Consider the following 20,861-nt stretch of genomic DNA (forward strand, 5'->3'; position numbering starts at 1 on the left):
CACTGGGGTTTACGCCAATCGGTGGGCGTCTATTGGGTGTTCAGGGCGCGGGATGGGAGCCGGTGGCCGGTGCTGCGAAGGTGTTGCAGAAGCGCAGTTCTTGCGGATAGGGGTAGAAGTCCTCCACGTAGCCGTTGCGGATTTTGTCCTGGGCGTCCTGCCAGAAGGCAGGGTCGAGCAGCTTGCGGTGGTGCTTGAGGAAGGCCTTGCGGATCTTCGGCTGGCCGAGCAGAAAGGTGGCGAACTCCTCCGGGAAGATGTCCCGCGGGGCCGCCGAGTACCAGGGCTCGCCGGACATCTCCATCTCTTCGTTGGGGGCGGGCGGGATCTTGCGGAAATTGCAGTCCGTCATGTATTCGATCTCGTCGTAGTCGTAGAAGACCACGCGTCCGTAGCGCGTGACGCCGAAGTTCTTCCACAGCATGTCGCCGGGGAATATGTTGGCGATAGCCAGTTCGCTGATGGCCTGGCCGTATTCCCGCACGGCCTCGTCGATCTGCTCGTCCGTGGCTTTGCTCAGGTGAATGTTGAGCGGCGTCATGCGGCGCTCGATGTAGAGGTGCTTGATGACCAGGGTGTCGCCGTCCTCCTCGACGACCGATGGGGCGAGTGCCTTGAGCTGCTGGATCAGGTCTGGATGGAAGCGGCTGCGCGGCAGGCCGACGTTGGAGAATTCGAGGGTGTCGGCCATCCGCCCGACCCGGTCCACCTGGCGGACCAGCAGGTATTTGCGCTTCACGGTGGCCCGGTCCATGTTCTTGGAGCTGCCGAACACGTCCTTGATGATCTTGAAGACGTAGGGGTAGGACGGCAGCGTGAACACCAGCATGACCAGGCCGCGGATGCCCGGCGCCTCGATGAACTGGTCGTTGGAGTGGCGCAGGTGGGCGATGAGGTCGCGAAAGAAGATCGTCTTGCCCTGCTTGCCGAGGCCCAGCATGGTGTAGAGCTCGGAGCGCGGCTTGTTGGGCATGATGCTGCGCAGAAAATGCACGTAGGCGGATGGGACCTCCATCTCCACCAGGAAGTAGGCCCGGGAGAGCGAGAACAGCAGCGAGATCCGCCAGGTGTCGAGGAGGATCGTGTCCAGGTACAGCTTGCCGGACTGGCCGTGGCGTACGGCGATCACGAAGGGATATTCCTGGTAGCCATTGACTGCTTTGCCGACGATGTAGGCAGTCTTGTTGCGGTAGAAGGCCGAGTACAGCACCTGGACTTGACAGTTCACCTCCATCCGGGGCCATTCGCCGATGTGTTGTTCGACGGTCCGCATCACGTAGTCGACGTCGCGGTCGAGGTCTTCGAAGGGGCGCTGCCAGTCGAAATCCTCGACGATCCGGCAGATCGTGGCGCGCAGGCCTTCGTCCTGTGGGTAGTAGCTGGAGTAGGTGGGCGGGAAGGACTCGATGTAGTCCGTCGAGATGGCCGGGCGGGCGAAAATGTAGTCGTTGTTGAAGTAGTCCCGGTGCAGGATCTTGGTGGTCACCGAGTTGAAGAAGGTCTCCGCCAGCTCGGGTTGTTTGTGTTTGATGAGCAGGCCGATGAAGTACAGCTTGACCGCCTGCCAGGTGGCGTCGTCGATGGATTCGGCGTCGAATTCCTCGTGCAGTCGGAGCACTGCTTCGTTCACGCGGTCGTCGTAGAACTGCACGCGCTCACGCACGGCCGATAGCTGACCTTGCCAGTCGGCGGCTTCGTAGCTTTCCTTGGCGCGCCGGGAGGTTTCGCGAAAGATCCGGTAGTGCTTGTTGAAGCCTTCGATCATCGCCTGTGCGATGGCCTGGGCGACCGGGTTTTCGGTGCTGTGGGTCTCCATTCTTCCTCTCCTGGCATGCAGGGATTCCGGCGGTGAGCGCATGTGTGCGCGTGCCGGACTAGACGGATTGCCGAGTCTAGCACCGCTGTCCGGTGATCGTGAAAGCGGCGGAGAAGGGCGCGCAGCAAGGGTCTTCAATGGAATGCCGGACGCTTCTAGCGGACCTGTATTTCGGCCATAATCGCTGCACTTTGCTGCGGCCTGGAGGAGGGCCGGGTGGGGTAGACAGTGGATCGGCGGCCACGGACGGGCTCCGTGCTGCACGTCTCCGAGAACCAGAAAGCCGCGCGTGGCGAAAGCCGTGATCCGGCCGATTCACCCACACATCCGCAACATAATTCGAGTTGAGGGGGTTGGAATGAGTACGTCTCTGATCAAAGTGCCGGCCGGTGGTGCAAAAATCGTCCCTGGCCAGGCCATTCCCGACAATCCCATCATCCCTTACATCGAGGGTGATGGCATTGGCGTGGACATCACGCCAGTGATGATCAAGGTGATCGACGCCGCGGTGAACAAGGCTTACGGTGGCAAGAAGAAGATCCACTGGATGGAAGTTTACGCGGGCGAGAAGTCCACCCAGCTGTACGGTCCGGACGAGTGGTTCCCGAAGGAAACCTTCGAGGCCCTACGGGAGTATTCGGTGTCCATCAAGGGGCCGATGACCACGCCGGTTGGTGGCGGCATCCGCTCTCTCAACGTCGCATTGCGCCAGGAACTGGATCTTTACCAGTGCGTGCGCCCGGTCCAGTACTTCCAGGGCGTGCCGTCGCCGCTGAAGAATCCGGAACTGGTGAACATGGTGATCTTCCGCGAGAACACCGAGGACATCTATGCCGGCGTCGAGTGGGCGGCCGAGTCGGAAGGGGCGAAGAAGGTCATCAAGTTCCTGCTCGAGGAAATGGGCGTCAGGAAGATCCGCTTCCCTGAGACGTCTGGGATCGGCATCAAACCGGTGTCCATCGAAGGGACGACGCGTCTGGTGCGGGCAGCCATCAAGTATGCGATCGACAACGACCGCAAGTCGGTGACCATCGTTCACAAGGGCAACATCATGAAGTTCACGGAAGGCCTGTTCCGTGACGTCGGCTACCAGGTGGCCCGCCAGGATTTCGGTGCCGAGCCGATCGATGGCGGCCCGTGGTGCAAGTTCAAGAACCCTAAGACCGGCCGCGAGATCATCGTCAAGGATGCGATCGCCGATGCCTTCCTGCAGCAGATCCTGCTGCGCCCGGCGGAGTACGACGTGATCGCCACCTGTAACCTCAATGGCGATTACATCTCGGATGCGCTGGCGGCCCAGGTCGGTGGTATCGGTATCGCGCCGGGGGCCAACATTTCCGACCAGTACGCCTGTTTCGAGGCAACCCATGGCACTGCGCCCAAGTACGCGGGGCTCGACAAGGTCAATCCCGGTTCCATCATCCTGTCCGCCGAGATGATGCTGCGTCACCTGGGGTGGACCGAGGCGGCCGACTTGGTCATCAAGTCCATGGAGGCGGCGATCTGCGACAAGATCGTGACCTACGATTTCGCGCGCTTGATGGATGGTGCGACGGAGGTGTCCTGTTCGGCCTTTGGCGATGCGATGATCGAACGGATGTAGTATCGGGGCGGTGGCGCCATGCCACCAGCGATCAGAAGAAAAAAGCCCTCTCGCATGCGAGAGGGCTTTTTTTGCTGCCTTGCCCGCCCGCCTTGGGAGCGGGGGCTTGTCAGTCTCAGGCGCCGAAGGCCTTCAGCGCGGCGTTCAGCGTGGGGCTGGGACGCATGATGGCCTTGCACTTCTCGGGATCGGCCTTGTAGTAACCGCCGATGTCTGCGGGCTTGCCTTGGACGGTCTTCAGCTCGGCAACGATGTGATCTTCGTTGTCGGTCAAGGTCTTGGCCAGCGGGGCGAAGTGGGCAGCCAGTTCGGCATCCTCGGTCTGGGCAGCCAGTTCCTGGGCCCAGTAGGTGGCCAGATAGAACTGGGAGCCGCGGTTGTCGAGCTCGCCAGTCTTCGGCGACGGCGACTTGCGGTTGTCGAGCAGCTTGCCGGTGGCTGCGTCAAGGGTCTTGGCGAGCAGGACTGCACGCTTGTTGCCGGTCTTGATACCGAGGTCTTCCAGCGACACGGCGAGGGCCAGGAATTCACCCAGAGAATCCCAGCGCAGGTGGTTTTCTTCGGTGAGCTGCTGGACGTGCTTCGGCGCGGAGCCGCCGGCACCGGTTTCATACATGCCGCCGCCGGCCATCAGCGGGACGATGGACAGCATCTTGGCGGAGGTGCCCAGTTCCATGATCGGGAACAGGTCGGTGAGGTAGTCGCGCAGGATGTTGCCGGTCACTGAGATGGTGTCGAGGCCACGGATCACGCGCTCCAGGGTGTAACGCATGGCGCGGACCTGGGACATGATGTGGATCTCGAGGCCGGTGGTGTCATGATCCTTCAGGTAGGTCTGAACCTTCTTGATCAGTTCGGCTTCGTGCGGACGATAGGGGTCGAGCCAGAAGACCGCCGGGGTGTTGGAGTTGCGGGCACGGGTAACGGCGAGCTTGACCCAGTCACGGATCGGAGCGTCCTTGACCTGGCACATACGCCAGATGTCGCCTGCCTCCACGTTCTGGGTCAGCAACACTTCGCCGGAGTCGATATCGACAATGTTGGCGATGCCGTCTTCGGGAATTTCGAAGGTCTTGTCGTGGGAGCCGTATTCCTCAGCCTTCTGGGCCATCAGACCGACGTTCGGCACAGTACCCATGGTTTTCGGGTCGAAGTTGCCGTTGGTCTTGCAGAAGTTGATCATCTCCTGGTAGATGCGGGCGAAGGTCGATTCCGGCATCACGCACTTGCTGTCGTATTGCTTGCCGTCGGCGCCCCACATCTTGCCGCCTTGGCGGATCATCGCCGGCATGGAGGCATCGACGATGATGTCGTTCGGGGAGTGGAAGTTGGTGATGCCCTTGGCGGAGTCCACCATGGCCAGCTTCGGACGGTGCTCCTGGCAGGCGTGCAGGTCGCGGATGATTTCGTCGCGCTTGGATTCCGGCAGGGTCTTGATCTTCTCGTAGAGGTCGACCATGCCGTTATTGACGTTGATGCCCAGTTCGTTGAACAGGGCTTCATGCTTTTCGAAGGCTTCTTTGTAGAAGATCTTGACGCAGTGGCCGAACACGATGGGGTGCGAAACCTTCATCATCGTGGCCTTCACGTGTAGGGAGAACAGGATGCCGGCTTCGCGGCAGTCTTCCAGTTCCTTCTCGTAGAAGTCGCACAGGGCCTTCTTGCTCATGAACATGGAGTCGATGATCTCGCCTTCCAGCAGAGCGAGTTTCGGCTTCAGCACGGTGATCTTGCCGCCTGCGGCGATCAGTTCCATGCGCACGTTGCGCGCCTTGTCCAGGGTCAGGGACTTCTCGCCATGGTAGAAGTCGCCGTGGTGCATGTGGGACACGTGGGTCCGCGACCAAGGCTTCCACTCGCCCATGGAGTGGGGGTTCTTGCGGGCGTAGTTCTTGACGGCGAGGGGCGCGCGACGGTCGGAGTTGCCTTCGCGCAGCACCGGGTTCACTGCCGAGCCCAGGCACTTGCCGTAACGGGCGGCGACCGCTTTTTCTTCTTCGGTGGCCGGGTTTTCCGGGTAATCGGGAATCGCGTAGCCCTTGGACTGCAGCTCCTTGATACAGGCCTTGAGCTGAGCCACGGACGCGCTGATGTTGGGCAGCTTGATGATGTTGGCGTCCGGCTCGAGGGTCTTCTTGCCCAGCTCGGAAAGGGTGTTGGGGACGCGCTGCTCGGGAGTCAGGTTTTCAGGGAATTCAGCAAGGACACGGGCGGACACGGAGATGTCGGCCTTCTCGATTTCAATCCCCGCCGGGCTGGTGAAAGTCCGGATGATGGGGAGAAATGCGCAGGTGGCGAGGAGCGGCGCCTCGTCAGTCAGCGTGTAGATGATCTTCGATTGTCCAGTGCTCATTCTGTGTCTTCCCTCTTGCGAATTTTGATTTTGAGCGTCACGACAGTGACGGTGCGGGCCGCTTAGCCCCCCCGATGTGTCCTTTCAGGCACGCCTTCCAAAATAGCATGCTTCCCGATTCATTGCACCGGTCGGAATGTCTTTCCGGCATCCGAAATGGCGAGTCGGGAGGCGAAAAAAAGCCCGCCCTGCATGGCAGGGCGGGCTTTTTAACCGAACTGGAGAGGCCTTGAGCCTCTCAGTTGATTCGTAGCTTAGGCAGCCTTCTTGGAGGAAGCCTTCGCCGGAGTGGAGGCGCTGACGGCCTTCACGGTGGCGCTGGTGGCAGCGGCAACGTTGGCTTCGGCGATCTCGGCGACTTGCTTGGCAGCCTTGGTCACGCTGTCGTAGGCGGAGTTGGCGGCGGCGATGGCGGACTTGACGGCAGCCACGGCGACGTCGGAGCCGGCGGGAGCGGACTTGGCAGCCTTGTCGAGAGCTGCGGCAAAGCTCTTGTTGGCTTCAGCAACTTGGGCTTCGAACAGCTTGGAAACTTCTTCCTGGGTCTGGGAAGCGATTTCGTAGATGCTGCGGGAGTAGGCGACGGCCTTTTCCACGACGGGCTGGGCCAGGGCGGATTGCAGGGCGATCAGTTCCTGTACGTCCTTGGCGGCCAGCAGGGACTTGGCGGAGGCCACGCTGTCTTCCAGCACGGCGCGGGCGGTGTTCAGATTCAGGGCAGCAATGCGCTCGGCGCTGGCGAAGGCAGTGTTGGCCAGGGTCAGCAGGGTTTCGACATTGGCCTTGTTGGCGGCAACGATTTGCTCGGGGGTGCTCATGACAATCTCCTTGAGTGAATGGATGAAATGCATTCTCGTCGGTCTTGCAATGCCCCTAGGTTGGTGCGTTGCAACATGAGAGTCATTATATTCACGTCGAAGGGGCTGTCAACATCTATTTGTTGCGCCGCACAAAAATCTTTATCTGCTTTTAATCTTATTGAAAGAAAAGAAAAATTTGAAAGAGTGGACGCGTTGTGAATAATGCTGGAGAGCCAGGGCTGGTGCGGCTGTCAGCCCTGTGGCATTGCGCCAGAACGCTTACGGGGCAGGGCTGGCTTCGCCCTTTTTCTTGGGCTGGATCGTGACCTGCACGCGACCTTGCTGGCTGGGAATCGTAGTCGCGTTGGGGCCGTTGGTCACGACGTAGGTCTCGGTGACCCCGTTGTACTGGATGTACTGGCCGCGGACTTCATCGTCGCCGTTCTTCACGTGGGCGCGTTGGAAGAACTGGGAGAGCTCGCTCCTGGCATCGTGTTCGATGCGCTCGCCTTCTCCGTCGACCCACTCGTTCTTGCCTTCCCGCTTCTGGCGGAAGCGGGCCAGGCCGCCTTCGCCGCCGGTGGCGATACCACGCTGGTAGCCTTCCATGTCTTGGCTGACGACCAGTTTGTCGCTGCGGATGGTCAGGGTGCCTTGGGTCAGCACCACGTGGCCTTCGAAGATGTGGATCTTGTTCTTGTCGTCCACCGTGACTCGGTCGGCTTCGATGTTGACCGGCTTGCTGCGGTCGGCCTTTTCGGCAAAGACGAAGGAGGTGGAGAAGGCAAGGAGGGCGAGCAGCACAAACTGCCGGTGTGTCTTATTCATGGCTTCGGCGTCGGGGTGGTGCGATAGAGAGTGCCGCGGACCTGGCCGTGCAGCCGGACTTCGCCGGCCACGTTGTCGCTGTCCATGTGCTCGGCGGTGATCACCGTCTGGCCCTGGGTGAGCTTCACGGGTTTGTCGGCGCGCATCTTCTCGTCGTCCGGCCAGACCGTCATCTGGTCGGTGCGCAGGGTGGATTCGGGTTTGCCTTTATAGGCTGCGCGGCGTAGCAGGACCTGGTCGGTCAGGACGACGGTCTCACCGTCCTTGCTGACCGTCGCGAATTCGGATTCGATGCGCACCGGCTCGGGGCGGTTCAGGTAATCCAGGCGCGGCCGTACGAGTTCGGTGGACTCGTCGTCGCCGTAATGGACCATGCGGTCGGCAACCAGCACGTACTGGACCTTGCCGGTCAGATCGAAGCGTCGCAGGGTCAGGTTCTCCGCCGAGAAATCGGCTTCATGGCGGCTCTTGTCAGTCTTGACGGTCTGCTCCTGCTGGGTGATCCGGTCGAGCCAGACGCTGACGCCAGCCATGATGGTCAGGACGACGAGCGGGAAGAAGCTGTGGCCACGTCGATTCATGGCTGGCTCCCGGAAATGGGGCGATGCTGTCGCAGCATCAGATCACCTTGGCACGCATGAGGTCGTGGTGGTTCAACGCACCGACGAGGCGGCCATCAGGGGTTGCGACCAGAAGTTCACTGATGCGCAGACGTTCCATCATTTCCGCCGCTTCGACGGCCAGCGCGCTGGCGTGGATGGTCTTCGGATTGCGGCTCATCACGTCGGTGATACGCGCAGTATTGAAGTCGCAGCCGCTGGCCAGCGAGCGACGCAGGTCGCCGTCCGTGTAGATGCCGACGATACGGTCGTTGTCGGCAACGATGGCGGTCATGCCGAGGCCGGCTCGGGTGATTTCCATCAGTGCGTCGCTGAGCAGTGCGTCTTCGCCCACACGGGGGATCCCGTCACCGGTGCGCATGATGTCTTCCACGCGGGTCAGCAGGCGCCGTCCCAGGGCTCCGCCAGGGTGGGAGCGGGCGAAGTCGTCCGGCCCGAAGCCACGGGCGTCGAGCAGCGCGACGGCCAGCGCATCCGACAGCGCCAGCGCCGCGGTGGTGCTGGCGGTGGGCGCAAGATTGAGCGGACAGGCTTCTTCCTTGATCGCGCCATCCAGATGTACGTCGGCCTCCTGCGCCAGCGGCGAGTCGGGATTGCCGGTCAGTGCGATCAGGCGGGCGCCCTGGCGCTTGACCAGCGGCACGATCTTGAGGAGTTCCTCGCCGGTGCCCGAATAGGAGATCGCGATCAGTACGTCGTTAGCGGTGATCATGCCGAGGTCGCCATGGGCGGCTTCTGCAGCGTGCACGAAGTAGGCAGGGGTCCCGGTGCTGGCCAGCGTAGCGGCAAATTTGCGGCCAATATGACCGGATTTGCCGACGCCAGAAACGATGACCCGTCCATGGGACGAGAGAATCAGGTCCACGGCCTCGACGAAGCTGCCATTCAGGCGAACAGAGAGCTGGCGCACCGCCTCCGCCTCGATGTCGAGGACGCGGCGCGCAAGCTCCAGAACACGGGCGTGCGCAGCGGCAATCGGGGCTGGGCTCATGGGAACGGCGCGTATAATTGGGTGCGGCAGTATATCAGATCGATTAATTCGCCTATTCAGGGCGAACTTTTGCACGTCTATGATCAACACGCTTGAGCTGGTGCTCGTCCTCCTTGCCGGTGCCGTGCTGGTGGTCGGTATCCTCCGGTCGCTCAACCTGCCGCCGGTGCTTGGCTACCTGATGGTCGGTGCTGCCGTAGGGCCGCACGCGATGAGCCTGATGCAGGATTCCGACGGTGCCCGTTACCTGGCCGAGTTCGGCGTGGTGTTCCTGATGTTCACCATCGGGCTCGAGTTCTCCCTGCCTCGTCTGTACAGCATGAAGCGCACCGTGTTCGGTCTTGGATCGGTCCAGGTGCTGGGCACCACGCTATTGACGATGCTGATCGGTACCATCGGTGGGCTCAGCTGGGGGGCTAGTTTCGCATTAGGGGGCACGTTGGCCATGTCGTCGACGGCCATTCTGTCGAAGTTGCTGTCGGATCGCCTGGAACTGGACTCCAAGCATGGGCGGGAAACAATCGGTGTGCTGCTGTTCCAGGATCTGGCCGTGGTGCCCTTGCTGATCCTGATTCCAGCGCTGTCGCGCCCGGCCGACGAGTTGTTCAGTACGCTGGCGCTGGCGGCCGGCAAGGCGGTGCTGGTGCTCGGACTGGTGCTGTTCATCGGCCAGAAACTGATGCGGCGCTGGTTTTTTCTGGTAGCGCGACAGCGTTCCGCCGAGCTGTTCATGCTCAACGTGTTGCTGATCACCCTGGGCCTGGCCTGGCTGACCGAGGTGGCCGGCCTGTCGATGGCGCTGGGCGCCTTCCTGGCCGGCATGCTGATCTCCGAGACCGAATACCGCTATCACGTGGAAGAGGACATCAAGCCCTTTCGCGACGTACTGCTTGGCTTGTTCTTCGTAACGGTCGGCATGTTCCTCGACGTGGGGCAGATCATTCTCAGCCTGCCGATGGTGCTGGCCATGCTGGCGGCGCTGCTGGTCGGCAAATTCCTGATCGTCGGCGCCGCGTCGCGGATGCTGGGGGCCGGCCAGGGTACGGCGGCGCGGACCGGCTTGTGGCTGTGCGCGGGGGGCGAGTTCGGTTTCGTGCTCTTGTCGCAGATCGATGAGGCACATCTGTTGCCGCCGGCCTTGTCGCAGGTGGTGGTGGCGGCGATGGTGTTATCGATGCTGTTGGCTCCGCTGATCGTGCAGTACAGCGAAAAAATTGTGTTGCGCCTGGTCCCTTCTGAGTGGATGACCCGTTCCCTGCAGCTGACCAATATCGCGACCCAGTCGATGTTCGTGGACAAGCATGCGATCCTGTGCGGCTTCGGGCGCAACGGTCAGTATCTCGGCCGTCTGCTCGAGCAGGAGGGCATCACCTACATCGCCCTCGATCTCGACCCCGAGCGGGTGCGAGAAGCGGCCGCGGCTGGCGAGACCGTGGTGTTCGGCGATGCGGCAAAGCGCGAGACGTTGATGGCCGCCGGGATTTCCCGGGCTTCGGTGGTGGTGATCACCTATGCCGACACCAATGCTGCGCTGCGGGCAATGAGCCAGGTGCGCGCCTGTCGTCCGGATGTGCCGGTGGTGGTGCGGACTGCGGATGAGGTCGATCTGGAAAAGCTGCAGCAGGCCGGAGCCGCGGAGGTGGTGCCGGAGGCTGTCGAGTCGTCGCTGATGTTGGCGTCTCATGCGCTGGCTTTGCTCGGCGTACCCTTGCCGCGGATCCTCAAGCGGATCCGCGAGATCCGCGCCGAGCGCTATCACTTGTTGCGCGGCATCTACCGTGGCGGTGAGCACTTGCACGAGGAGGCGCTCGAGGAGCGTCAGCAGACCCGTTTGCATTCAATTGTCATGGATGCCGGGACTTACGCCATCGGACGCAGTCTGGCGGATCTGCGTCTGAACGAACTTGGCGTGGAGGTCAGTGCGCTCCGGCGACAGCGGGTCCGGGTGGACGATCCGACGCCGGAAACCTGCCTGGAACTCGACGACGTGCTGGTGCTGCTGGGCACGCCGTCGCAGTTGGCCAACGCCGAAACGCGGCTCTTCAAGGGCTTGTGAAGGCGGGTCTGCGCTTTCCTCAATAGCTGGCGCAGACGGTGTACAGGGTTGCGTCGACGAGGGCATCGGTTGCGATGGCTGCGCCGCTGCTGGCGCCATCGCTCAGTAGCCTGACCGATCCACTGTCGGGGCGACCATCGTCCAGCGCAATGTCTATCTGACGTCCAAAGCTGCCAGACAGCCTGTCCTGGCAGACGAAGAAGCTCCCGTTCCAGCCAGCGATCGGACTGGTGCCGGTAACTCCGATTCGGCCACCGACGGCGTTGTGAGGCAGCCAGTCCTGCAGGACTACGCCTTCGGAGCCCGGATTGCGGCCATCTCCACTTGCGAAATTGGCAAGCCGGATGTGTTGCCAGAACAACACGCTTTCGTCGGTGGGTGTCACGGAATTCCAGAACCCCTCGAGGCGTCCGTTGCCGGGAGTCCCCCCTGTGCTGGCGGCGATTGCACCCGCGAGACGGGTCGCTACGTTTGCATCATCGCCGGGCAGTGAGCGGAAGCGGTCCTGGTAACCGAAGGCATAGGTCGAGGTTGTGCGGAAATCGTTCATCACGTTCTTCACCTTCGCGCCGTTGATGAGTTCTTGTCCTTTCAGAATGCCGCCCAGCAAGAGTCCGATGATGACCAGGACTACCGCGATTTCGACGAGGGTGAAGCCGTATTGTCGCTTGTTCATGAGTGTGCCTCTGGTTAACCGGAGACTTCAGTCAGGCTCCGGCTGAAGTGATATGGAAATCCCATGGTAATCTATTTGTCATTTTTTGGTGGGTCTTCCAGCACATGTTTCAGGGGAAATTTCCACTACTGATCAGGCGGTTGGCGATGAGATTGGGCGATAGCCAGGTGACTCGATCGTCGAAGGCCCCGCCAGCTGCCGCGGCGTTTTCAGACAGGCCACGGCTGTAGAACTGGCGGCTGTTCAGCATGGTATTGATGGCTTCGTCCGAGCCGCTCGCGGGGAGTGGGAAGGTCTGGCCGTCACTGGTGGTGGCGCCCAGTCCGTTGGCTCCGTGCGACAGGATCATGACCGGTGTTCGACCGCCTTCGGTGGTCAGCTTGAGCACTTCGCCATTGCCGTTGCGTGTGAAAATGTCGATATCGCCCTCGTTCAGGGCTGTGATCTTGGTCGTGTAGCTATCGGTCACGGCATAGCGAAGGCGTCGTCCCCAGCCGTCGGTGCCGCTGATGCCCAGTGTTGCCCATGGGAGAAGTCCCGTATATGTCTGGCAGACGCCCGCATTGCGGTTCTCGCTGCCGTCCGTAGTGCTTTTTGCAGGGCACGGAAACGCGCCCTTGCGGATTGCGTGGCCGAGAAGTGCGTCCCGAGCCTCGGCCAAGGCTTCGTCCGTATTCGCCTCGGCACGGCGGGAAAGGTGTGCCCCGAGGCCGGCGCTCAGCCCGCCGGCCAGCAGGGTCAGAATCAGCATGACCACCGCCATCTCGACAAGGGTGAAGCCGCTTGCTTCACGTGGAGGCAAAGGATGGCGTGTGGATGTCATGGTAGGCAGAAGGCGATGTCGCCCGAGTTCGTGTTGTTGCTACCGGGCGTCAGGGCTATTTGCCTGGGCAATCCATGCAGTTGGCCGGCGGAGAGGGCTGCCAGGGTTGGCGCCTCGAGATACTGGGCGGTCATCTGCTTGTCCTGCGGGCTGATCCGTTGTTGGGTCGGTGCTTCGCTGCGACGTTCTCCGCTGAACAGCAGGGCGCCGCGGCACGGGCCTTCGGGCGAAGCCAGGCAGGGGCTGCCGTCGGTACAGCGGCCGTAGCGCATCAGTTCGCCCCAGTTTCCCGCAATGTCGCGGTTGTTGGGGGTGGTACAGGGACCGTTCAGGGTATTGAGGGCGGGAAGGCTGCCGAGCTGGATGGGGCCAAAAGACTGCGCTGCTAAGGGCGGCGGTAGGTTGGCTCTCTCCAGGCATTCGGCCATGGCTTGCAGGCTGCCTTGCAGGTGTTGGTCGTAGTCGTTACGTTTTTTCAGCTGATTGAAGATCTCACCGCCGGTCAGGCTGATGATTAAGTCATTGCCTGCCTCCGCATCAGTGCGTACTTCGACGATATTGCTGTTTGTGCTACCAAGCACTTCCAGATAATGCTCGAGTTGCGCCATCTGGCCGTCGCCGCAGCGTCCCTGGCCGGCAGTGCGCTGCTGCTGGGGAAGGGGCAGGCCGGGGGCGAAGACGATCGCTGCCGCGAGGCCTTGCTGGTCGCCGGCCAGCATGATGGGGTGGCCTGCCCGGTCGAGTAGGCGGAACTGGCCGATGCTGTCCCAGTTCAGGCTGTCGGCCTTGGGGTTGTTCTTGAAGCTGCCGGCAACGGCATACCACAGGCACTCTCCAGTACCATCGCGCAAATCGGGAAGATTGAGCGTCCGATAGGGCAGGCGGCCGACGCTGGGCTGGTCTTTGGCTCCACAGGTTTCAGCGGAGCCGTCGCCGTCCAGATCGGGGCACGGTAGGTAGCCGAAGTCGGCGCTGGGATGGCCGTTGTTGCGGTAGTTGGCGGCGAAGCCGAGCAGCGCGTCTTTGGCCATCGCCAGGACATGAGTGGTGCGGACTTCCCGTCTTAGATTGCGGGCGGCTAGATCCGCCCCGGTGCCGGTGTGTGCCAGTAGCCAGCCGAGCCCCCCCAGCGACAGCAGAAGAATCAGGACAGGGAGTATCAGGCCTCGCTGCCGGCGGGAGGGGATCATGGCCGGGACGTGAGAGAAGGGCTTCCGACCTGCAGGCGCTGGGTTCGTCCGTCACTGGTGGTGATGCTGACTGTGGCGTCTTGTGGATGGATTTGCCGGGGCGAGGCGGGCCTTGCCTTGCCATCCAGGAAGAGTGTCGGTGGGCCGTCGCTACGGGTGATGAAGCCGTCGAGCCGCGGTGGTGCTTCGACGCGTGCGGGCGCCCGGCGCTCACGGTCGATCTGCAGGCGCTCTGCGGGAGAAAAGAACAGCCGCCCCAGCGATTCGCCGCAGCTCTTGTCTGATGCGGTGAGGCAGATGGCACCTATCAAAATGCATGTCGATTGAATATTCATTTCGACATGAATTTAGCATAAAAAGGGCGCCACGAAGAGCGCCCCGACAGACGTGCTACATCTGCTCCTCAGGTTCCTGCTGCGATGACCCGGTTCTTGCCGGAGCGCTTGGCGATATACATGGCCTTGTCGGCGCGGTCGATCGCGTCTTCGGGGGATTCGTGCTCGTAGAGTTCGGCGACGCCGGCGCTGAAGGTGATCAGCAACTTCTGCTGGCGGGCCAGGAAGAAACGTTTGGTGAGGGCGCGCTGCAGGCGCGTCAGGGTGGCGACTGCGCTATCCAGCGCGGTGTCCGGTAGAAGAATGACGAACTCTTCGCCGCCGTAGCGGGCGACGGAATCTTGCGGGCGCATGTTTTCACGCACGACGTCGACGAGGTGCTGCAGTGCTTCGTCACCAGTCTGGTGTCCGTGCACATCATTGATCTGCTTGAAATTATCCACATCAAGTAGCCCGATGCAGAGTGCTGTGCCGCGACGTCGTGCCAGGGCGGCTTCCCGAGCCAGGGCCTCGTCCAGTCCTTTGCGGTTGAGGACGCCGGTGAGGGGGTCGTGACGGATCAGCTCGCTGGTCTGCTCCAGTTCGAGTTGCAGGCGCGTGATCTCGGCATTGGCGTCGTTGACACGTGAGTGCAGCTCTTCGATCTCATTACGGGAACGCAGCGTGGACTCCTGGACAGTACGGGTTTCACGCATGACCTCGGCAATCACGTCGGTGAGTTCGCTGATGTCGGCGGCACCTTCGATGCGTTTGGCGCATTGCTCGATCTTGTTGTGGTACTCGCCGGTGGACTCTGAAAAGGCGCCCAGGCGGTCCACAAAGCTGGCCAGCATCTGCTTGAGCCGACTTTGGGCGTCGCTCAGTTCCAGCTTGAGGGCGCCCTGGCGGTGGATCACGTCGCGCAACCGGTTTTCCAGTTCGCCCAGTGTGCGGACGTCCAGCGGGCGCTCGAACATTTCGCCCATCAACACGATTTGGCCGCGTAGCCAGCGATCGTCGAGGACCAGTTCGCTGATGTTCGCGAGAAGCAGTTGCAGCACCCTTTGCAGGGCGTCGCGTATGGCGTGCTGATCTTCGGCAACCCACTCGAGGCTGGTACGGAGCTTGTCCAGGCGCTCGAGCAACGTTACCGGAGGCGTACTGTCCAGGCCCTGGCGCAGTATGGCGGCGAGCTCACGGGCCTCTGCAGGCAGTTGAGTGCTTGCCAGCTGAGGCTGGCCGGCAAGGCTGTCAAGCAGCGCTGCCAGGAGATCCGCGTAGGCGGGGCAGGGAGGGGCGCCAATGGTGAAGGCGGCCTCGGTTTCGTTGGGCGAAGTATTGCTTATGACCGGAGGAGGAAGGTCACCTGGCACGGCCTCGTCATCGCCGCTGCGACCCCAGGCTCTGAGCAAGCCCTGCAGGCGCTCAAATAGTTTGGCCGGATTGCTGCTGGACGCGGTCAGAACGCGCTCCAGCATCTCTCGCTTGCGCGCCTGGGTCAGGCCCGTCTGGCGGCGGTCCCATTCGGTAAGCAGGTCGCGCAGCAACACGGCCCAATTAAGTTCGGGCCTGCTCGAAATCGAGAGCTTGTCAACCAGGAGATCACGCAGTGCGGACCATGCTCCCTCGGCGACAGCCGCTTCGAAATCCAGCGCTAGACGCAGGGCGTCCTGATTGTTGCGCGGTAGAGCCGACGCAATTTGCTTGAGGGCGCGCTCCGGGAAGATGTCTTCGGCGACCGACCCGGCGATCTCGTGGTAGAGCGCCCGGTAATTGTCCGGGGTCGGGGCGATACGTCGCAGCGCAAGCTGGCGCAGCGTTTCTCGGGCAACTTCAGAGGGTTGGCTGGTGTCGGTCATCTGCGGGCGGCGCAACGGGGGAAGGCGTTGGATCATCCGGCGTACTGGTTCTCTGAGTGATGGGACTGGTCCAGACTCAGGTCTCCACAAGCATCGGAACCATGACGGTTGCGCCGATAACGGCCGTCAGGAAATGGTCTTGAGGTGGATGGTGGCCCAATATGCAAAAAATGGTGACGGCGGCCCATGCTTATTCGGCGAGACCGTGTTTGAGTCCGTAATGGGTGAGTTCGGCGTTGTTGCGCAGGTTCATTTTTTCGAGCAGTCGGGCCCGGTAAACGCTGACGGTCTTAACGCTCAGGTTGAGGGCCTCGGCGATCTCGGCCGGGGTCTTGCCGGAGGCGATCAGGCACAGGGTCTGGTACTCCCGGTCGGACAGTTTCTCGTGGGCGGGGCGCTCGCTGCCCTCTCCGATGGCGTTGACAAGCTCCTCGGCCAGGGAAGGGCTGACATATTTCTTGCCGCTTGCCACCTGCCGGATGGCTGTGACCAGCAGATCAGGGGCGCTCTGTTTGGTGAGGTAGCCCGCTGCGCCGGCCTTGAGGGCGCGGATCGCATACTGCTCTTCCGGATACATGCTGAGGATAAGTACCGGCAGGCGCGGGAATTCCTTCTTGATCAACTTGAGCGCATCGATGCCGTTGCGGTCGGGCATCGAGACGTCCATCAGGACCACGTCCCATTCTCCGCCACGGACCATCTGTACGGCCTCCACGCCGTTGTCGGCTTCGCCGGCGACAGTCAGGTCGGGGGTGTCGGAAAGGATCTGGCGCAGGCCTTGGCGCACGATCGCATGATCGTCGGCAATCAGGACACGAATAGGTTTGCTCATGGACGGAGTTTCCTGTCGTCGTTCGGCTTTTCTTCAGATATTGCGGGGTGTAGCGGCGCCCTCAGGACGAGGCGGGCGCCCTGCGGCTTAGCCGGCCTGATTTCGAGTTGTCCCCCCAGGCTTGAAAGTCGTTCACGGATGCCGCGCAGACCGAACGAATGTGGCTTCAAAAGGTCTCCAGCGGCGATGCCGCAACCGTCATCGGCGATTTCAAGAACGGCTTCGTCCCCGTCCTGCAGCAGGCGTACGTTCACCTGGCTGGCCATGGCGTGTTTGCTGACGTTGGTCAGCGCCTCCTGGAAGATCCGGAAGAAGGCCAGCGCCGTGTCGTAAGCCGGTGCGAGGTCGTGATCGGTGCACAGAATGTTACAGGCGATACCTGTGCGTTGGGCAAAGTCTTCACCCTGGGATTCGATGGCCGCCGCCAGGCCGAAGTCCTTCAGGATGCCCGGGCGCAACTCGCGGGTAACACGGCCCGCCGTGGCGATCGCGTCGTCCAGCATGTGGATGACATTGCGGACCCCGTCAGTGGCCTCGGCAGGGTTGGCGCGCAGCTTTGCTTCCAGCCGAGCCATTTCGAACTTCATTGCTACCAGCGTGCCGCCGAGAACGTCGTGGACATCCCGGGCGATGCGCTCGCGCTCCTCTTCCTTGATTCGCTGCAGGTGATTCGATAGCGCTGCCAGTTGACTGCGGGACTCGCGCAGGTCGGCTTCAACGCGCTTGCTATGGGTGATGTTCCACATGACCCCTTCCCATACCGTGTTGCCGTTTTCGGATCGGCGCGGGGAGCTGCGTAGGTTGATCCATTTCTGTTCCCCTGAAGGTAACTGGATGCGGCCTTCCCAGTTGAGCGTGCATAGCTGGTCGGCGGAACTGGCCGCTGCGGCCACGAGTCCTGGCAGGTCCTCGTCGAGGAGCCAGGTCATCCAGCTCGCCGAGCCGCCGACCAGTTCGTCTGCCACCGTGCCAAAGAGCATGGCGGCTGCTTCACTGAGATACTGGAAGCCGAGCGTGCCGTCCTGGGTGTAGCCCATCTGGAAGACCACGCCAGGGATGTTGTCGGTGAGCGCGCGCAGACGGGCTTCGCTCTGCCGCAGTGTCTGCTCGGCAAGGCGTTTTTCCCGGCGGTTGGCAACCTCCCTCAACTCTCGCTCGACGGCGGGAATCAGTCGGTCGAGTTTGCGTTTGCTGAGATAGTCGTGGGCTCCGGCGCGCATGGCGGCGATCGCCTCGTCTTCCTGCATGATGTCGGAGACGATAATGAAGGGCAGGTCGAGGGCGAGTTCCCGTAGCACCTCAAGGGCAGTCTGCATGCTGCAGCCGGGCAGGTTGCGGTCACACAGGACGACGTCCCAGTGCTCTTGCAGGAGGGCCTCGCGAAGCTCGGCCTCTGATGCCAGGCGTCGATGCCGTGGCGCGTAGCCGGCAGACCGGAAGCGCTGGAGCAGCAAGAGTGTGTCATTCTCTGAGTCCTCGATGAATAGCAACCGGATCGAGGGTTTACTGGTGCTGCCTGTTTCGATGGGCGGTGCCTCCGGACGGGGCGCAATGGACATTGGGCGATCAGCGTGCTGCGCGAATGGATCTGTTTGTTTATAATCCGCCCCTCGCTCGGGGCCTGGTAATCTTCAAGGATAGTGCAGGCATGCCTTTTCAGTCCATGTTGATTATGGCGGGCCGGAACGAGCGGAATGATGCCGGTGTAGCTCAGTTGGTAGAGCAGCGCACTTGTAATGCGAAGGTCGAGGGTTCGATTCCTTTCACCGGCACCAATTGAATCAAGAGCTTAGGCCGGTCCGGATGGGTCGGCCTTTTCGCTGGGGTTACGGTTCAGCCAAACTCACCCGATCATGGACATGCATGGATTGTTGGGAGTCGTCGTCATCTTTGGCTGTGTCTTCGCTGCCATAGCGGCGGCCGCGTTGTTTTTCAGCGATATGAGGCACAGCAAGAAGGCCGAGCAACGCCGGCAGCAACTCGTTTCGCGCCTGCGACCGAAGTAGCTGGCGCCGTTGGCGCTCCAGGCCGCTTTCATGTGCGCCAATTTTCGCCCATCCTCCCCGGAGGCGCTTTCGGCCTTCCCGCTGCCTCAGCCGGATTTCGCATATGGCGAGGCTTATCCAGGGGCTGTCGTTCCCGTCGTTACGAACTTTGCGCCACGTATCTGGGTGCCGGCCTGCTTCGGGTTGATTCCCACCTGGGCCAAGGACGCGAAGATCGCTCGCTCCACCTATAACGCCCGCACGGAAACCCTTGCAGAAAAGCCATCCTTCCGCCATGCATGGACTCGCGGCCAGTTGTGCATCATCCCGGCGGAGGCTCTCTACGAACCGTGTTACGAGACCGGGCGCTCCGTGCGCTGGCAGATCCGACGGCAGGATGCCCGGCCGATGGGGATCGCCGGGCTGTGGGAGCGAGTGGTGCAGCGCGACGGGCAGGCCGCCTGGTCGATGACCATGCTGACGGTCAATGCGGATGGGCACGCTCTTTTCGAACGGTTCCACAAGCCCGGCGAAGAGAAGCGTGCCGTCGTGATCCTGCCTGATGGTGCCTGGGGGGCGTGGCTGAGGGCGCGTTCGGAGGATGAGGCGAGGGCGCTATTGACGCTCACGGAGCCCACTGGACTGATTGTTGGTCCGGCGCCCCGCGAGGGCAAGTAGGTCAGGGGCGGGTGCCCTGGAAGAACAAGCCGTTGCTGCGGGTTGCGTTAGGGGCTGCCAAGTAGAACTGTTTGTTGGGGATGTCGTAGAAACCGACCCCGGTCACCGTGTCTGTACCGAACATACAGGAGCCACCGCGGAAGGTGATGGACAGGTTGAACACATTGACCGACCCGCGTGGTGTGGCAATTCCCGAAAAGCTGCAGTTCGATACAACGCCCGTGATGGTGCCGTTGGCCTGAAGGGTCATGAATGCGGGCTGGGCTCCGGTGGGTGAAAGGGCGTTGCCCGCATAAGTGCCGGTTGCCAGTGCGGCATTGGCCGGTTGCTCATAAACCGGGTTGTACTGGGTCGAGAAGGCAAACGACTCCAGATTCTTGTTGGTCAGTACGCCGCTCAGCGAAGACTTGGCGAAGTAGCTGGCGGAAATACTGACCATATTAACGCCGGAGCCGTTGAAGTTGATGTCTACCGCGTCCTGCACCGTGAAGCTGCCGTTGCTGGCCTGGCCTGTGCCAGCGACAACGCCGGCAATCATGTCTCTGTTGTCCTTGGCTGAATAGACCGCATAGAAGCTGCCGTCGTTGAGGATCACGCCGTAGATGCCAGCCGAACTGTCGCTCGTACCCCGCCACATGCCTTCCGCGGTGTCGGAGACAATCAGCGAGGGACCCGGGGCTCCACTGTTGTTATTGCCGTTGCCTGTACTTACGGCGTTCCCGCCTCCGCCCCCGCAGGCGGCCACGGACAAGGACAGGAGCAGGGTGGTTGATGTTTGAACATGTCGGGGCATGAGCACATTCCTGAGTATCGGCCGATGGCGTGGCTTGCCAGAAAGGATGGGGTTTCCTGAATTCCCAATTGTCCTAGAGCCGTCTGTTTCCGGAGGGTTATTCGAGGCACATGAAAGATGTGTCGTATTACCAATTCAATGTGCTGGTTGTATGGCAATGGCGTGTTGGCGGCGTCGCCGGTGAGGATCGGCTTCCTCGGTGATTCTCATGATCTGCTCCGATGGCTCGAGGCTGATGGCTAGGCACTGCAGGGGGCTGGTGTGAGTGCGTCCGCGAAAAAACTTGGCAAAGTGCGAACAAGTGGGTATTATCCGCCCCTCTCAGACGCGGGGTGGAGCAGTCTGGCAGCTCGTCGGGCTCATAACCCGAAGGTCGCAGGTTCAAATCCTGCCCCCGCAACCAGTTTCAAGCGTCAAGGCCCAATCACTCAGGTGGTTGGGCCTTTTTGCTTCACGGGCTGAATCTGCGCCATTGCTGGATGCCGCGCGCCCTCGTGCGGTGCAATTGTCCTGATTTCGATCGTTTGTGGTGCATGGGCTTGCTGTGCGCGGCGAGTGTGATCGACATATGCACAGCATTGGTGCATAATCAAAGCCCTATATTGCTTCAGGCACTGTGTGCCGCCATCTGCGTCCAGAACGCA

General features: G+C 61.7%; 17 protein-coding genes and 2 tRNA genes. 5 read left to right on the forward strand and 14 right to left on the reverse strand.

The annotated features are described in order from the left end of the window. Positions 1 to 40: 40 nt before the first annotated feature. Entirely contained in the window at positions 41 to 1,816 is a 1,776-nt protein-coding gene (gene aceK / locus AC1PQG_RS03730) for a bifunctional isocitrate dehydrogenase kinase/phosphatase (protein WP_481121320.1), read from the reverse strand. A gap of 358 nt (positions 1,817 to 2,174) precedes the next feature. On the opposite strand from aceK, the gene icd reads away from it, so the two are divergent. Further along, positions 2,175 to 3,419 carry an NADP-dependent isocitrate dehydrogenase gene (icd, locus tag AC1PQG_RS03735; RefSeq protein ID WP_481121321.1) on the forward strand — a complete coding sequence of 415 codons (1,245 nt, stop codon included), beginning with the start codon at positions 2,175 to 2,177 and terminating at the stop codon, positions 3,417 to 3,419. Positions 3,420 to 3,534: 115 nt separating this feature from the next. On the opposite strand, the gene AC1PQG_RS03740 is transcribed toward icd, so the two are convergent. The 5 genes from AC1PQG_RS03740 to AC1PQG_RS03760 form a co-directional block, all read right to left on the reverse strand. Further along, positions 3,535 to 5,772 (reverse strand): NADP-dependent isocitrate dehydrogenase, encoded by a 2,238-nt coding sequence (locus AC1PQG_RS03740; RefSeq protein WP_481121322.1) that lies wholly within the window; start codon positions 5,770 to 5,772, stop codon positions 3,535 to 3,537. A 254-nt stretch (positions 5,773 to 6,026) separates the two neighbouring features. Then, positions 6,027 to 6,590 carry a phasin family protein gene (locus AC1PQG_RS03745; protein WP_481121323.1) on the reverse strand — a complete coding sequence of 188 codons (564 nt, stop codon included), beginning with the start codon at positions 6,588 to 6,590 and terminating at the stop codon, positions 6,027 to 6,029. Positions 6,591 to 6,851: 261 nt separating this feature from the next. Further along, positions 6,852 to 7,400, reverse strand: a complete 549-nt coding sequence (lptA, locus tag AC1PQG_RS03750; RefSeq protein WP_481121324.1) for a lipopolysaccharide transport periplasmic protein LptA — start codon at positions 7,398 to 7,400, stop codon at positions 6,852 to 6,854. Continuing rightward, positions 7,397 to 7,981, reverse strand: coding sequence for an LPS export ABC transporter periplasmic protein LptC (lptC, locus tag AC1PQG_RS03755; protein WP_481121325.1), 585 nt, complete (start codon positions 7,979 to 7,981; stop codon positions 7,397 to 7,399). The genes lptA and lptC overlap by 4 nt, the downstream gene beginning before the upstream one ends. Positions 7,982 to 8,018: 37 nt before the next feature. Beyond that, on the reverse strand, positions 8,019 to 9,011 hold the full coding sequence (locus AC1PQG_RS03760) for a KpsF/GutQ family sugar-phosphate isomerase (protein ID WP_481121326.1): 993 nt from the start codon (positions 9,009 to 9,011) through the stop codon (positions 8,019 to 8,021). Positions 9,012 to 9,090: 79 nt separating this feature from the next. Here AC1PQG_RS03760 and AC1PQG_RS03765 point away from each other — a divergent pair, with 79 nt between their 5' ends. After that, a complete protein-coding gene (locus AC1PQG_RS03765; RefSeq protein WP_481121327.1) occupies positions 9,091 to 11,067 on the forward strand; it encodes a monovalent cation:proton antiporter-2 (CPA2) family protein in 1,977 nt (658 codons plus the stop codon). 19 nt (positions 11,068 to 11,086) lie between these two features. On the opposite strand, the gene AC1PQG_RS03770 is transcribed toward AC1PQG_RS03765, so the two are convergent. The 7 genes from AC1PQG_RS03770 to AC1PQG_RS03800 all read right to left on the reverse strand — a co-directional run bounded on the left by AC1PQG_RS03770 (position 11,087) and on the right by AC1PQG_RS03800 (position 18,320). After that, positions 11,087 to 11,743: a prepilin-type N-terminal cleavage/methylation domain-containing protein gene (locus tag AC1PQG_RS03770; protein WP_481121328.1), complete on the reverse strand. Its 657-nt coding sequence runs from the start codon at positions 11,741 to 11,743 to the stop codon at positions 11,087 to 11,089. A gap of 109 nt (positions 11,744 to 11,852) precedes the next feature. After that, positions 11,853 to 12,566: a type II secretion system protein gene (locus AC1PQG_RS03775; protein WP_481121329.1), complete on the reverse strand. Its 714-nt coding sequence runs from the start codon at positions 12,564 to 12,566 to the stop codon at positions 11,853 to 11,855. Next, complete coding sequence (locus AC1PQG_RS03780) at positions 12,563 to 13,756, reverse strand: hypothetical protein (protein ID WP_481121330.1); 1,194 nt, start codon at positions 13,754 to 13,756, stop codon at positions 12,563 to 12,565. The genes AC1PQG_RS03775 and AC1PQG_RS03780 overlap by 4 nt, the downstream gene beginning before the upstream one ends. Further along, positions 13,753 to 14,091, reverse strand: a complete 339-nt coding sequence (locus AC1PQG_RS03785; RefSeq protein ID WP_481121331.1) for a hypothetical protein — start codon at positions 14,089 to 14,091, stop codon at positions 13,753 to 13,755. Before AC1PQG_RS03785 ends, AC1PQG_RS03780 begins: the two co-directional genes overlap by 4 nt. 68 nt (positions 14,092 to 14,159) lie before the next feature. Beyond that, a complete protein-coding gene (locus tag AC1PQG_RS03790; RefSeq protein ID WP_481121332.1) occupies positions 14,160 to 15,929 on the reverse strand; it encodes a GGDEF domain-containing protein in 1,770 nt (589 codons plus the stop codon). Between the two features lie 190 nt (positions 15,930 to 16,119). Further along, the gene (locus AC1PQG_RS03795) at positions 16,120 to 16,761 is read right to left on the reverse strand and encodes a response regulator (protein ID WP_481115581.1); all 642 of its coding nucleotides are present in this window, start codon (positions 16,759 to 16,761) and stop codon (positions 16,120 to 16,122) included. Continuing rightward, positions 16,758 to 18,320 (reverse strand): PAS domain-containing sensor histidine kinase, encoded by a 1,563-nt coding sequence (locus AC1PQG_RS03800; RefSeq protein WP_481121333.1) that lies wholly within the window; start codon positions 18,318 to 18,320, stop codon positions 16,758 to 16,760. The genes AC1PQG_RS03795 and AC1PQG_RS03800 overlap by 4 nt, the downstream gene beginning before the upstream one ends. A gap of 140 nt (positions 18,321 to 18,460) precedes the next feature. Here AC1PQG_RS03800 and AC1PQG_RS03805 point away from each other — a divergent pair. Together AC1PQG_RS03805 and AC1PQG_RS03810 are read left to right on the forward strand one after the other, a co-directional pair. Next, positions 18,461 to 18,536: transfer RNA gene (locus AC1PQG_RS03805), tRNA-Thr, on the forward strand. Between the two features lie 261 nt (positions 18,537 to 18,797). Continuing rightward, positions 18,798 to 19,424: an SOS response-associated peptidase gene (locus AC1PQG_RS03810; RefSeq protein WP_481121334.1), complete on the forward strand. Its 627-nt coding sequence runs from the start codon at positions 18,798 to 18,800 to the stop codon at positions 19,422 to 19,424. A 1-nt stretch (position 19,425) separates the two neighbouring features. Here the strand turns inward: AC1PQG_RS03810 and AC1PQG_RS03815 are convergent, their stop codons facing one another. Continuing rightward, positions 19,426 to 20,217, reverse strand: a complete 792-nt coding sequence (locus AC1PQG_RS03815; protein ID WP_481121335.1) for a hypothetical protein — start codon at positions 20,215 to 20,217, stop codon at positions 19,426 to 19,428. A gap of 326 nt (positions 20,218 to 20,543) precedes the next feature. Here AC1PQG_RS03815 and AC1PQG_RS03820 point away from each other — a divergent pair. Next, a tRNA-Met gene (locus AC1PQG_RS03820) sits at positions 20,544 to 20,620 on the forward strand. Positions 20,621 to 20,861: the final 241 nt, after the last annotated feature.

Source organism: Zoogloea sp. GDB6, assembly GCF_056724105.1.